The organism is Ramlibacter sp. PS3R-8 (assembly GCF_037572435.1).
Classification (GTDB): domain Bacteria; phylum Pseudomonadota; class Gammaproteobacteria; order Burkholderiales; family Burkholderiaceae_C; genus Ramlibacter.
The window spans coordinates 384,457-397,332 of record NZ_JBBHGT010000002.1; the positions used below are offsets into that span (position 1 = coordinate 384,457).

General features: G+C 71.9%; 12 protein-coding genes. All 12 read right to left on the reverse strand.

Going from position 1 to position 12,876, the window contains the following annotated elements; genetic code table 11:
• The 12 genes from WG902_RS09705 to WG902_RS09760 are packed head-to-tail and all read right to left on the reverse strand — an operon-like array spanning position 1 to position 12,874.
• Positions 1-420 carry a GPW/gp25 family protein gene (locus tag WG902_RS09705; RefSeq protein ID WP_340059825.1) on the reverse strand — a complete coding sequence of 140 codons (420 nt, stop codon included), beginning with the start codon at positions 418-420 and terminating at the stop codon, positions 1-3.
• Positions 421-459: 39 nt separating this feature from the next.
• A complete protein-coding gene (locus tag WG902_RS09710) occupies positions 460-1,230 on the reverse strand; it encodes a hypothetical protein (protein ID WP_340059826.1) in 771 nt (256 codons plus the stop codon).
• A 7-nt stretch (positions 1,231-1,237) separates the two neighbouring features.
• Entirely contained in the window at positions 1,238-2,179 is a 942-nt protein-coding gene (locus WG902_RS09715) for a phage baseplate assembly protein V (RefSeq protein ID WP_340059827.1), read from the reverse strand.
• Entirely contained in the window at positions 2,176-3,420 is a 1,245-nt protein-coding gene (locus WG902_RS09720; protein ID WP_340059829.1) for a phage late control D family protein, read from the reverse strand. The genes WG902_RS09715 and WG902_RS09720 overlap by 4 nt, the downstream gene beginning before the upstream one ends.
• Positions 3,421-3,425: 5 nt before the next feature.
• Positions 3,426-4,238, reverse strand: coding sequence for a CIS tube protein (locus tag WG902_RS09725; protein ID WP_340059830.1), 813 nt, complete (start codon positions 4,236-4,238; stop codon positions 3,426-3,428).
• Positions 4,238-4,459 carry a hypothetical protein gene (locus WG902_RS09730; RefSeq protein ID WP_340059831.1) on the reverse strand — a complete coding sequence of 74 codons (222 nt, stop codon included), beginning with the start codon at positions 4,457-4,459 and terminating at the stop codon, positions 4,238-4,240. Before WG902_RS09730 ends, WG902_RS09725 begins: the two co-directional genes overlap by 1 nt.
• Before the next feature lie 12 nt (positions 4,460-4,471).
• Positions 4,472-5,107 (reverse strand): phage tail protein, encoded by a 636-nt coding sequence (locus WG902_RS09735; RefSeq protein ID WP_340059832.1) that lies wholly within the window; start codon positions 5,105-5,107, stop codon positions 4,472-4,474.
• Positions 5,108-5,120: 13 nt separating this feature from the next.
• Positions 5,121-7,139, reverse strand: a complete 2,019-nt coding sequence (locus WG902_RS09740; RefSeq protein WP_340059833.1) for a phage tail sheath family protein — start codon at positions 7,137-7,139, stop codon at positions 5,121-5,123.
• Positions 7,140-7,163: 24 nt separating this feature from the next.
• Positions 7,164-7,604, reverse strand: coding sequence for a phage tail protein (locus WG902_RS09745; RefSeq protein WP_340059834.1), 441 nt, complete (start codon positions 7,602-7,604; stop codon positions 7,164-7,166).
• 35 nt (positions 7,605-7,639) lie between these two features.
• On the reverse strand, positions 7,640-10,801 hold the full coding sequence (locus WG902_RS09750; RefSeq protein ID WP_340059835.1) for a phage tail sheath C-terminal domain-containing protein: 3,162 nt from the start codon (positions 10,799-10,801) through the stop codon (positions 7,640-7,642).
• Between the two features lie 12 nt (positions 10,802-10,813).
• Entirely contained in the window at positions 10,814-12,259 is a 1,446-nt protein-coding gene (locus WG902_RS09755; protein ID WP_340059836.1) for a hypothetical protein, read from the reverse strand.
• Positions 12,260-12,874: a DUF4255 domain-containing protein gene (locus tag WG902_RS09760; RefSeq protein WP_340059837.1), complete on the reverse strand. Its 615-nt coding sequence runs from the start codon at positions 12,872-12,874 to the stop codon at positions 12,260-12,262.
• Between the last annotated feature and the right edge of the window lie 2 nt (positions 12,875-12,876).

Genomic DNA, 12,876 nt, shown 5'->3' on the forward strand with positions numbered 1-12,876 from the left:
TCAGCGCCCCTCGCTGATGTGGAAGGGATAGACCAGGTTGCCCACCGCGTTGGTGGCGCGCACCCGGTAGTTGATGCGCACCAGCAGCAGGTTCGGTGCTTCGGCGCTGCTGTCGGCATGCACGTCGAGCAGGTCGATGCGCGGCTCGTGGCGGTTCAGCGCCTGGCGGACGTGGTGCGCGACCAGCGCCAGCGTGCGCGCATCGTTCGGCTCGAACACCAACTCATGGAGACCGCAGCCGTAGTCCGGCATCATCACGCGCTCACCCGGCGCGGTGGACAGGATGAGCAGGATCGATTCCTCGATCTTGCGCTCGTGCCGCGAGCTCGCGATGCGCCCGTCGGGCGTGACCTGGAGCGGGAAGCGCCAGCCGGCGCCGAGGAAGGCGCGCGGGTCGTAGGTGTCGGCGGTGTTGCTCATGGTGCACTCGTGGCGTTGGGGCGTGCTCGGGATGGCGGGTCAGTTCAGGGTCACGCGGCTGCCGTTGCCCGCGAGGTAGCTGACGCGCTGCGCTTCGAGGTCGCCGTCGAGGACGATGGGGGCGCTGCCGCCGGGGCGCAGCCGGATGCTGCCGTCGTCGGCCAGCAGCACCGACGACACCGGCGCCCCGTTGGCATCGCACTTGACGATCTCCACCTCCTGCCGGCCGCCGCTGGCGCGCACCTCCAGCCAGCCGGCGGGGGCCAGCGCGGCGTTCTTCAGCACGAAGCGCGCGCTTTCGGCCTCCTGGGCGGAATCCGGGGCCATCGCCACCGCAAAGCGCTGGCTGTCGGCCAGCGAGCTGAAGCTGACCCAGCCGGTGGGTTCGCCCAGCGCGCGCTCGCGGCGACCCTCGCGCTCCAGCAGCGCGAACGGCCGCAGCCGGTAGCGCGGCATGCCGTCGCTGGCCTTGATGAAGCGCAACGCGCCGGCCTGGTCCTTCAGGCCGATGGCGACCCAGGTGCCCTGCCAGGGAGGATCCGCATCGGCCTTGAACGACAGCGGCACCGGCAGCAAGGCGTCCAGCGCATCGGCCGCGGCCGGCGCCGGCTGCCAGCGGACCTGCTGCTCGTTCCACAGTTCCTCGCCGCCGCCCGCCTGCCGATAGGCGAACGCGCCGATGCTGCGCACCATGTCCTGCGTGACGACCGCCCCATCGAGCGTGAACGCGGGCAGCCGCAGTTCGACCGGCTGCTCCAGCGGCCAGGGACCGGCGGGGGGCTCGAGTTGCAGCGGAGGCAGGGTGAGCATGGGCGCCTCAGATCATGTTGCCCAGGCCCGGCGTGTAGATCGGGCTGACGATCGCGGTGGCCTTCACCACGCCGGCGAAGATGGCGACCGGCGCATTGCAGTTGAAGACGCCGGCCGAGAGGTTGAATACGCCCGCGGTCACGTTGGCCGTGGTGCAGGTGAGGCTGGCGGCCGCGCCCGCGGTGACGCTCACCGCGCCGCCCGCGGTGACGCTCGCCGCGCCGCCTGCGGTGACGCTGACCGCGCCGCCGCTCGTCAGGGTGGCACTGCTGGCGGTGCTGACGGTGACCGGCGCCGTGGTGGACAGGCTGACGCCGGTGGCGGAGATGTCGATGGTGGTGCCGGCCGCCGACACGCTGATCGACGGCTGCGGCATCTGGTTCAGCACGATCGTGACTGCCCCGGCCTTGATCTCGATCTTGGCGGCGCCCGGCGCATCGTCGAGCACGATCTCGTTCATCGAAGACTTGACCTGCACCTTGGCGCTGGCCGTCTCCTCGTCCATCAGCAGCTTGCGCTGGCCGCTGGCGGCCGCCAGTTCCACCTTCTTCTGGCCCGCCTTGTCGTCCATCGTCAGCTTGTGGCCGCCGTCGGTCTTCAGCACCACCCGCCGGTCGCCCTCCTTGTCCTCGAAGCGCAGCTGATGGCCGCCCGGAGTGATGATCACGCGGTTATGCGCGTGCGTCTCCGGCGAGGTGTGCTCGCCGTTCCACAGGAAGCCCACCACGTACGGCCGCGAAAAGTGGCCGTCGCCGTAGCAGACCAGCACCTCGTCCCCCTCTTCCGGCATGAACAGCGCGCCGCGGCTCTTGCCCGACATCGGGGAGGCGATGTAGGCCCAGGGCGACAGCAGCCCCTGCTCGATGTCGCGGTACTCCACCTTCACGCGGCCCTGGGCGGCATCGACCTTCTTGACGAAGGCGGTGACCATTCCGTGCGTGACGCTCATGCGGAACCTCCCCTGCGCGCCTCGCGGCGTGCGATGAATTTCGTGCGGTAGCCCTGGTCGTTGATCGTGTGCGTGGTCTTGGTGACGAAATAGAGGCCCGAGAAGCGCTCGCCGAAGCCTTCGACCTGGATCCGCTGGCCGGCGCGCAGGTCGGGCAGGCCGACGGTGTTGCCGGTCGCCTCGACCATCTGGCGCAGCCGCTCGGACAGCAGGTCGGCGGCGCGGCGGCGCGCCTGCTGTGCGTCGAACTGCGGCTCGGTCACGACGATCTCCTCGCGCTCGCGGCAGCGATCGGGCGCCACGCCGGGAGGCCCGCTGAACATCACCTGCGCCAGGTCCCGGTTGACGGTGACCAGTGCGTCGTCCCAGCGCACGCTCGGATCGATCCGTTCGTTGGTCTCGCGGTTGCGGCTTCTGATCTGCGCCGAGGCCACCTGGTTGGCCATCGACAGCTTGGGAGTGAAGTCGATCAGCCCCTCGCCCCAGCGCAGTTCGTACAGCGCCTCCGCCACGCCCGGCGTGCGGCCCGCGGGCGGGCCGAAGCGCAGCACCTCCTGCACGCTCGAACCCCTGCGTTCCTGGTCCACATAGACCACGTAACCATGCCGGCGGGCCTGCTGCAACAGGAAATCGATGTCGTACTGGTTGTCCTGCGCCAGATAGGTGAGCGCCGGTTCGCGCCCCATGGCGGCGCTGTCGATGCGGATCGGCAGCGGGAAGCGGCAGCCATCGATGCGCCGGTCACCGATGTCCTGCGCGATGCGGCTGATCTTGGCCTGGCCCTCGGCCACCCGGTCATTCGGCCAATGGTCGCGGTGCTTCTTGGCCCGCAGCCGGTGCAGCACGTTGAGCAGCCGCACGTTCAGGGTGGCCGCGCCGCCGGCGGGAAAGTTCGGCTCCAGGCTGGTGCTGCTGCCCTTGCACAGCGTCTGCAGGCTGCTGCCGTAGCCCACCTTCAGCTCGAAGTCGGCGCCGCCGGGCAGGAACAGCTTCTGCACATCGGTGTCGCCGGCCACGCTGCGCTCGGAGCCCGTGTACTTGAAGGCGAAGGCGTCGTCGTCCCAGTTGCCGACGGTGAGGTCGAAGTTGTCGATCTCGTCGATCGAGTCGTTGTAGGTGACCTGGGTCACGTCGCGCAATACCGTGGGCGCCAGGCTGCGCCCGGAGACCAGGATCTCGAAGCGCGGGACGTAGAAGTCCTCGAAGCGCGCGGCGGCCTGGGGCAGCGTCTGGGCGGGCATGGCGGCTACGCGATCTTGGGCACGCGCAACACCGCGCCCGGCATCAGCCGGCGCGGGTCGTCGATGCCGTTGGCCTCGGCCACGTGGCGCCACTCGGCCACCTGGTCGTAGTAGCGATGGGCCACCGTGGCGAGCTGGTCGCCCTGGCGCAGCACGTGCACATGGCTGCGGTCCGGTGAGCTGCGATTGAGCTCCGGCAGCTGGTCGCTGAGCTTGCGGTATTCGCGCAGCAGCACGGTGAGGGTGGCGCGCAGTGGCACGCCGTCGGGGGAAAAAAGCGTGAACTTCTGCTTGATGCTTTCCAGCAGGCATGGAAATCCGTTGCGCCGCTGGCCGCCCATGGCCGCACCGATCGCGCCCAGGGCAGTCTCGGCGGCGGCCGCGCCGGCCGGACCCGCCACCGCGCCGGCGGCCGACGCCAATGCATCGGCTCCGGCACCCGCCACCGCGCCGGCCGCCCCGGCCGCACCGCCGACCGAGCTGCCCGGGAAGCTCGCCGCCCACATGAAGGTCAGCGGCGGTGGCGCGTGGCGCTCGGGCTCGATCTTGATCAGCTGGTAGATCTTGTCGGTCAGGGTGGTCACGCTGACCGCGCCGGCGCCCATGCCCTGGTCGGTGGTGTCGAAGAAGAGGTCGAGCGCGAGTTTCTCCGCCTGCCCGCGGACGTACTGCTGCAGCGGCGCATCCAGCCCGGGCAGCGTGATCTCGCCCAGCGTCGCCTGCTTGTCGAGGGTGAACTCGGTCGGGTTGTACTGGACCGGGATGGTCTCGGTGCCGCCGCGCCGGTGCACCAGGAAATAGGCCGGGCGCACCTGCATCAGTGGCCTCCCTCGCCGGCGTCGCCGGAGCCGCTGCAGCCGCAAGCTCCGCCCGCGGACAGCCGGGTATCGCGCCGCCTGGCTTGCGCGGCGTCGTGCTGCGCGGCCAGCGCCGCCTGCACCGCATCGACGATGCGTTCGAGCAGAGCCGGCGTCAGCAGCGATTCGCCGTCCACCACCCGCATCGAAACCGCGGCTTCACGGATGCGCACGTCGGCCATGGTCTGTCCCCGCTACAAGTTGCCGGCGGCGCTGATCGCGCCGCCCGCCGCACCGGCCAGGCCGCCGGCCGCGCCCATCGCCGCCGAGGCGATGCCGCTGGCGGCCCCCACGAAAGGCACCTGGAAGATGCCCTCGTGGGCTATCTCCAGGCTCTCGATCGCGACGCTGCTCTGCGCCGCGTTCAGCGCCGGCCCGCTCCACTTGACCGGCAGCCCGCGGCTGAAGAACCAGATCGAGTTGGGCACGTGCACCTCGTTCATCAGCACGACCAGGCCATCGCGCCGCTTGCCGCGCCCGATCACGAAGCCGTAATGCCAGTCCCACAGCGCACTGGAGGTCCCCAGGCCCTTCTTCAGGACGACAGGCGACCACTGGATGCGGCTCGGGAACTTCAACACGCGCCCGTTGTTGCCGCCTTCCTTGTAGTCCTCGGTAGTGAGCTGCATCTCCAGGCCGGAGCACTCGGAAAAGCCGCCCAGCAGCACGTCGTTGATCGCCGACAGAGCGATGCTGCCGGCGGCGGACAGCGGGCTGGAGCTGTCGATCAGGCTCACGATGAAGTTGTGGTTGAGAACCGGATCGGAGCGCAGTGCGGCCGCGGCTTCTGAGTTGCCGGTGGCGCGCAGCAGGTCGGGCAGGAGGGCCATGCGTCCTTCCTTCCTAGACGGATTCGAGCCCGGACTCGACGATCGCCAGTCCATTGGCGTCGCGGCCGATGCGCAGCAGGACGAACTCGAACGGCGTGGCCGGCGCGATGCCGATTTCCATCAGCAGCTCGCCGCGGTCGCGCGCCGCGGACGGGTTGTTGCCGTCGTCGCAGCGCACGAAATAGGCCTCGTTGGGGGCGGCGCCGGGCAGGACACCGCGCGCCCACAGCCCCTGCAGGAAGCTGCCGGCGACCAGGGCCAGCTTGGCCCGCGTGCGCCAGTCATTGGGCTCGAACACCGCCCATGGCAGCGCCGCGGCCAGCGCGCGCCGCACCGCGCACATCACGCGCCGGGTGCCGAGGAAGCGCCAGGACGGGTCCGACGACAAGGTGCGCGCGCCCATGGGCCGCAGGCCGCGGCCGGGCAGCGCGCGGATCACGTTCACGTGCAGCGCGTTCAGCAGGCCGTGGCGGGCCTCGTCGATCGCCAGCGTGACGTCCTGCGCGCCGACCAGCGCTTCGTTGGCCGGTGACACGTGCACGCCGCGCTTCAACTCCAGCGCGGCAATCAGGCCGGCGACATGGCCGCTGGGCGGCACCGCGCGCGTGGCCCCCGACGGGCGCTGCGGGTCGAGCACCTTCAGCCAGGGCGCGTACAGCGCGGCGAACGAGGAATCGAAGCGGCCACGCCAGGCGCGCAGGCGGGCATCGACGGCGGTGGCCTCGGTGCAGGCGGCATAGGGAGCGTCCAGCAGCGCGATGCGGTCGCCGCTTTGCTCGGCCAACGTGATCAGCGCCGCCTGCACGCGCTCGATGGCGGCCTCGTCAAAACGCGGCGGATCGTCGCCCACCGCGGCGGCGCGCCGCGGCGGCGGCAGCACCGGCTGCGGCAGGCAGGGATCGGGCACGCAGGCCGGCGGCGGGGACGTCAGCAGCGGCGGCCGCGGCTGGATGTGGATGTCGGGCACCGCGAGCAGCGCGCATTCCTCGATGGCGGCGAGCGCGCGCAGTCCGCGGCGGGCGGCGATGCGGGTGGCGTCGCCATCCAGTGGCGAGCCGGGCAGGCCGATGAAGTCTTCCACCGAAAGGGCGGCCAGGCCGTCGGCGCCGCCTTGGAGCGCGAGCGGCTCGGGCTGCGCGTCCAGCAGGAGGGTGGGCCTTGCCAGTCCGGCGCCGACCGGGCGCAGCTCGCGCAGCAAGATGGGCGGCGGCGGCACCGGCGGGCGCGACTGCGCACTGCGCATGAACTGCAGCGCGGCGTCGGAGCGGCCGGTGACCTGCGCATCGGATTCCTGCGCGGGAGCGCGGCGGTCGACGACCTGCCAGGGCTGGCACAGCACGGCCGGGCCGTAGCGCGGATGTTCGGGCGCCAGTTCCAGGTCTTCGGCCACCAGCACGCGGCGGCCGGATTGCAGCACGTCGAAAGCGTAGGCGATGGTCTCCAGCGTCGCCGGCGCGGCCGGATCGAAGCTGAGCCCGCGGTCCAGCGTCAGGACGCCAGCGGCCGCGTCGACGGCCGTGATGAAGGCGCGCTGCGCCGGCAGGCCCGCCTGGCGCAGTTCGGCCAGTGCGTGCACCGCGTAGCCGGCGGGGCGCTCCACGCGCAGGCGCAGCGGGTCGCCCGTCAGTGGCCGCGCGCGGGACTGGCTGCGCCGCTGTTCGTGGATCCGCACTTCGAGGTCATTGCCCCACACTCCGGGGCTGGAGGCCTCGATCCGCCAGGCCGGCGTGCCGCCCGCGCCGAGCAGCCGCGTGGCCACGGCCGCCACCTCCGAGGCAACGCGCACCGCCCACAGCCGGCTGCCGCCGTTGTCGAAGAAGGCGCGCGCGGCCAACGCCAGGTAGCCGCCGTCGAAGGGGTCGCCGAACCAGGCCTGGAACTGGCGGAACGAGGCGAGCGGCACCGGCAGGTGCAGCGGCCCGCGGCGTGCCATCCCGACGAAGCCGGCCACGTCGCTGCGCAACGCCAGCACGCCGCCGGCGTCGGCGTCGGCGCGCTCGGAGTAGACGCCAGGGGTGTCGAAGATGCGCATGGAAGGACGCTGCAGGCGGGCCGCCTACATCTCGATCGTCAGGCCTTCGTGCACCAGCTCCACCGACTCCATGGCCACGTCGTTGCCGGCGGCCTTCAGGGCCGGCCCTTCGATCTTGTTGATCCATGCAGCCTCGGCGTGCCATCGCATCACCGGCTGGTGCGCCTCGTTCATCAGCACCACCGTCACGTTGCGCCGGTCCTGCACCCCGTTGACGATGTTCATGTACCACTGCCACAAGGCCTTGTCGGCGGTGTAGCCGCGTTTGAGCGTGATGTTGGTGTACTTGCGCAGCCCGGTGAGCTTGCGCACGTTGGACTGCAGGTCGCTGCCTTCGCGGTAGTCGACGGCGTCGCCCTCCGCGCTCAGCCCGCCCACCTCGGAGAAGGCGCCGCGCGGCACCTTGTCGATCTCCAGCACGAAGTTGTAGCCGCGGTAGGGGTCGATGCGATCGTCATTGGCCATGGTGGCGTCCTCGGTTGCTCGGCTTCGGTTTTCGATCAGTCGTCGGCGTGCGCGGTCCACAGGCCGATGCGCACGATCACGAACTCAGCCGGTTTGACCGGTGCCACACCGACCAGGCAAATGAGGCGGCCCTGGTCGATGTCCGTCTGGGTCATGGTGGTGCGGTCGCACTTGACGAAGAAGGCTTCCTCGGGCTTGGTCCCCTCGAGCGCGCCGTTGCGCCAGAGCAGCGTGAGGAAGTTGCTGATGGAGCGGCGCACCCGTGCCCAGAGCGGGTCGGCGTTCGGCTCGAAAACCACCCATTGCAGGCCGCGGTCGATCGAGGCCTCGATGAAGATCATCAGCCGCCGCACGTTGACGTACTTCCAGTCGCTGTCGCTGGTGATGCAGCGGCCGCCGTAGACGCGGATGCCGCGGTTGTTGCTGCGGAAGTCCCGGATCACGTTGATGTTGACCGGGTACGGATTGAGGATGTCGTGCTGCTCCTTGTTCAGCAGCCGCTGCAAGCCGGTGATGCCGCGCACCACCTCGTTGGCGGGCGCCTTGTGCACGCCGCGTTCGATGTCGGTGCGCGCATACACGCCCAGCATGTGGCCCGACGGCGGGACCGGATAGTCGGGCACCGGGCCCGCGCCGGCCGGATACGGGTCGGGGATCAGCAGCCAGGGGTGGTACAGCGCCGCGTACTTGGTGTCGAACTGCTGGCGCTGCGCCTGGATGTCGGCCATCGCGTCCCGGGGCGGTGGGTTGCCGTCCAGCACCGCGAAGCGATAGCGCATCAGCTCGCAGTGCACGATGAGCGCGTTCTGCATCTTCGGGCTGACCCGCCCCGGCGCGGCGACGATGCTGATGTCCTCCAGGTTGCGCAGCGCCTGCAGCCCCGTGCGCAGTTCGGGGTCGGGGTTGTCGAGGCCGATGTACAGATCGTCGTCGAGCACGCCCAGCTGGTCGTCGCCGCCGCGCAGGGCGAAGCGGGTGGGGCGGGTGCGGCCGTCGGGCAGCGCTTCGAGGTCGAAGCGCGGCCCCACGCGCGGCGCGGCGCGCGCGGCATCGCGCTGCGCTGGCGCCAGGTCCAGCGCGACATCGCGCACGCGCACGAACTCCGAGCCGCCTTCGCTGCGGCGGTCGCTCAGGCGCAGCGGCCGGCCTTCGTCGTCGGCCACTGCGGTGGCGTTGTGCAGGTCCCAGGTGGTGCCCACCGCGGTGTGCAGGTAGCGGCTGTGGCGCGGATCGAGGGTCAGGCCGCTGAACACCTCGGAGGCGATGACCGCGCTGTCGCGCGAGGGGTTGGCGCGATCCGGCTGGCGCAGCAGGTAGACCTCCAGGTCGAACTCGCGCGAGTGCAGTTCGTCGCCCGGCGACAGCACGACGCCAGCGCCGAGCGTGAGCAGGAAGCCGTTGCTGCGGTCGATGCCCACCACCTTGAACGCGTTGCCGGTGTAGGTCTGCGCGACCGGGTCCCAGCGCTGCAGCACGGTCCCCACCTCGACCCCGTTGGCGGACTCCAGCCGAAGGTGCGTCGCATCGGGCGCGCCGACACCGGCGGGGCTGCGCACGAAGCTCGCCACCGCCGCGCGCAGCGGCTCGCGCACGGCGATGCGCAGCCGGTCGCCCCACATGCCGGCGTCGAGCGCCCGCACTTCGAACAGCGGCACGGTGGACGCCACCGCCGCGCCCGCCCCGTGCGGCCGCGCCGCGGCGGGTGCGATCGTCACGCGGCGTGGCGTCAGGGCGGTGGCCGGACCCGTGATGCGCACGACCGCGGAGCTGCCGCCGCGCGGCGACAGCCGCAGCAGCGTGTTGGCGGCCATGCCGGCGACGGGGCCGGCGAGCGCCAGCCCCGTGGCGCCGCGGCCGGCCGACAGCGCAAGCCCCTGCATGCCGACGGCGGCGCGCGCGAAGCCGGTGACCAGCGTGGCCTGCTTGCCGCTGTCCTGGTCGTTGGCCAGCGGCGTGGCGAGCACCAGCAGGCCGGGGTCGGGCGCAGCCGGCCCCGGGTTGGGCACGCTCGCCACCTGCACGTACTCCATCAGCGCGTCGGCCAGGATGCCGATGCGCAGCCAGGCGCCGGGCGCCAGGCCGCTGCGGTCCGCCACGCGCATCGCGGTGCTGCCGGCCAAGGACTTGGCTGTCAGCGAGGTGGCTGCACCGGCGGTCTCGGTGACGGCCTCGACCGGCGTGCCCTGCGCGAAGTCGCGCACCAGGGGCGCCGACAGCGCCACCCCCGCCAGAGCGCTGATACGGCGGGCCTCGCGGCTGGCGCCGGCGCCGATCGCGACGATGTCGTCGGCGGTGCCGTAGCTGGCCAGTGCCGCCGCCGGCAGGTGGATCACCGACTCGCCGGCCGCGGCGTCCATGCCGTTTTCCAGCGTCGTGGGGTTGGCCGCCGCGCCGCTCACCCGGCGCACCGGCGCAGCGTTGGGGTGCGAAAACTGCAGCCGTGCGGTCAGCGTGAGCCTGGTGCCGGCGACGGTGCTCACCACCGCCAGCTCGGATCCGGCCGCCGCTCCACTGGAAAGCTCGATCACCGAGGTGGGGACGATCGAACCCACGGCCACGACATTGATATTGTCCGTGCCGGCCGCGGCGCCGGCGGCCAGCGTGGTGGCCGAGTCGAAGGTGGCGCCCAGCCGCTCCACGGCGGTGGCCGGTCCGCCGCCATGGGCCAGCGCGAGGGGGCGGTCCAGCACCACGTGGTTTTCGGCGCCGGGCAGCGCATCCAGGCGGGCGAACTCCACCTCGCCGCCGCTGCCCAGCTGCAACCAGGTGCGCGGCGTCGTGACCGCCAGTCCCGCCAGGTCGGCCAGGTAAGCGGCCGTCGGTGCGGCGCTGGTGAGCGGGCGCAGCAGCGCCGTGGAAGCGGGCGCCGGTGCGCTGCTGTCGAAGATGAAGCCGGAGGCCGCCTCCGCCTTGTCGGCGGCCAGCACGCGCGTGACGAAGACGCGCTTGCCGCCATTGGTGAAGAAGCCTTCAACGGCGTTCGGCAGGAAGCGATGCTCGCCGTACAGGTCGCGGCTGAGCCCCTCGCCGAACACCCGCCGGTATTCGCCGGCACTCGTCACCAGCATCGGCACGTTGACCGGGCCGCGCTCGGCGACGCCGACCACGCCGGCCGTGCTCGTGCTCACGCCTTCGATGGGCTTGGTACCGGTGTCGACTTCCTCGACATACACCGCAGGCGCGAGATATTCGGGCATTTGACGTTCTCCTCAGGGCGTGAACAGGATCGGCAGCACGTTGTCCGCCGCGGGGTCCAGGGCAAGGTCGATCGCGGGCAGCGCTGCCTGCCCCGGATGGGCGGCCACCACGCGCAGGCGCGCCACGCGTGCCAGTGGCGGCAGCGCGAACCGGCCGTCGGTGGCAGCCTGCAGCCCGTGGGCGAAGGTGTCGGCGACGTCGTCATGGCTGGGCAGGCAGCGCGCCAGGGCGAGCTCGCTCGTGGTGCCGGCGCCGATGCGCAGCGCCAGCGCGGTGGGCGCGGCCGCCAGCGAGCCGGCGGCAAACAGCACACGGTCACCGCGTTGCGCCTCGCGCTCGAGCGGAGGCAGCGCGGCGCTGGCGGTCTCGGTCATCGCTTGCACCGCCGCCAGCGGCGGATGGGCGAAGGCCAGCGGCGTGGTGATCGGCACGGGCGCCGGCAGTTGTGCGTCGGCCGGCGCAATGAAGGCGGCGGTGGTCACGAGCTCGCGCTGCACGCCGGCGAGCTCGAGCTGCAGCACGTCGCCGCCGCCAGCGGTCAGCCCAGTCCAGGGGTGCAGCAGCAACTCGCGCGCGCCGGCGGGCGCCGCGGCACGCAGGCCGCGCTGCGGGCCGGCCGCGGCCAGCGTGCAGGCCCGCAACGGAGTGCCAGCCGCGTGATCGAAGCTGAGCGCCGCTTGCAGCGCCAGCAAGTCTGGCGCATGCGGGGGATTGCTGGCAGCGCGCACCTCGGCGTCGGTCCACCACAGGCCGGCCACGCCGAGCTCGAACTGCGCCGGCACCACCGGTGTCGGCAGCGCGCCGGCAGCCGTCTGGCGCAACGCCAGGCCGAGCACTGCGATGACACCGGCGCGATGCAGGCGCTGCTCGGGAAGCTCGATCGGCACGCCGGTCAGGCGCCAAGGCGGCACCCGCAGCGGGCGGGCCGCCGCCAGCGGCGGCGTGACCGCCACTTGCGCCGCCGGCGGCGCCGCGACCGTGCCGCGCACGGCAAGGAACTCCGCGTCGTCTGCGTTGGCAGCCCGTTCGACCAGGACGCCGCGCCCCGGACGGAACTGGCGGCGCGGCGGCACCGGGTCAGGCGGCGCCACGTCCAGCACATCGGCCCCCTGTGCCACTGCGACGGTGAGGCGGCGGCGCGCGGCATCGATCGCGGCGTCGAGCACGCGCGGCAAGTACCCCGGCGCAGTCACCTCCGCCGTGAGTGCGCCGTTGCCGAGCAGGGCCCCGGCCGCCGCGTACGGGCGACCGATCAGTCCGCACACGCCGTCTTCGCCGACGTGGGGTTGAACGCGCGGCGTGCGGGTGACGATGCGCAGGCGCCGAGGCGGCTCGCCGCTGATCTCGTCGACCACGCGGGTTCGCAGCAGCGCCCAGGTCTCGATTTGCGGCGCGCGCGGGTCGTCGAGTGCGACCGTGCGCGGCTGGCCATCGACATCGACTCGCAGCCGGGCCATTCAGTTCGCCTCCCCCACCAGTTGCGCAACGCGGGGATGCACCGATTCGACGAGCGACTCGCGCTGCGGCAACACGTCCGGCTCGATGTTGGCAAGCGTCACCTCGTACGACACGCAAAGCTGGAACGACGAGGTCAGTGCCTCCCAGACGCGCGCGGTCTCGTCCAGCGACAGCGCCTCCAGCCGCACGAAGATCTGCGCGCGCGTGCCGGCAAAGGCGTCCACCAGGTCGCTGTCGCTCAGGATCGGCTTCGAATAGAAGGCCTGCAGCACCGAACCCAGGATGCGCTGCTCCAGTTCGGGCTGGTCCTTGGCCAGCGGCGTCATCAGGTAGTGCAGCCGCAGCGGCAAGGGCGGCGGCACCAGCTCGATCTGCCCCGAGGGCAACGAGCGCCGGCGGGGCGGATCGTTCAGCCGGGTGTCGTCGCGCGACACCCGATAGAGCCACAGCGACAGGCCGGACTTGCCGGTCAGCTCCTGCGGCGTGCTCAGGTACACGTCACCGGCGGCCCCGCCGCCGCCGAAGAAGTCGCCGATATCCGCCGGGTCGGCGGCAAAGCGGCGCCGCAGGAAACCGGCAAGGGACTGGCTGGTGTCAAGTATCCGCGTGTGCATGG

Coding starts and splice junctions, on each gene's coding strand:
- WG902_RS09705 (WP_340059825.1), bottom strand. CDS start 420: ATGAGCAACACCGCCGACACCTACGACCCGCGCGCCTTCCTCGGCGCC.
- WG902_RS09710 (WP_340059826.1), bottom strand. CDS start 1,230: ATGCTCACCCTGCCTCCGCTGCAACTCGAGCCCCCCGCCGGTCCCTGG.
- WG902_RS09715 (WP_340059827.1), bottom strand. CDS start 2,179: ATGAGCGTCACGCACGGAATGGTCACCGCCTTCGTCAAGAAGGTCGAT.
- WG902_RS09720 (WP_340059829.1), bottom strand. CDS start 3,420: ATGCCCGCCCAGACGCTGCCCCAGGCCGCCGCGCGCTTCGAGGACTTC.
- WG902_RS09725 (WP_340059830.1), bottom strand. CDS start 4,238: ATGCAGGTGCGCCCGGCCTATTTCCTGGTGCACCGGCGCGGCGGCACC.
- WG902_RS09730 (WP_340059831.1), bottom strand. CDS start 4,459: ATGGCCGACGTGCGCATCCGTGAAGCCGCGGTTTCGATGCGGGTGGTG.
- WG902_RS09735 (WP_340059832.1), bottom strand. CDS start 5,107: ATGGCCCTCCTGCCCGACCTGCTGCGCGCCACCGGCAACTCAGAAGCC.
- WG902_RS09740 (WP_340059833.1), bottom strand. CDS start 7,139: ATGCGCATCTTCGACACCCCTGGCGTCTACTCCGAGCGCGCCGACGCC.
- WG902_RS09745 (WP_340059834.1), bottom strand. CDS start 7,604: ATGGCCAATGACGATCGCATCGACCCCTACCGCGGCTACAACTTCGTG.
- WG902_RS09750 (WP_340059835.1), bottom strand. CDS start 10,801: ATGCCCGAATATCTCGCGCCTGCGGTGTATGTCGAGGAAGTCGACACC.
- WG902_RS09755 (WP_340059836.1), bottom strand. CDS start 12,259: ATGGCCCGGCTGCGAGTCGATGTCGATGGCCAGCCGCGCACGGTCGCA.
- WG902_RS09760 (WP_340059837.1), bottom strand. CDS start 12,874: ATGCACACGCGGATACTTGACACCAGCCAGTCCCTTGCCGGTTTCCTG.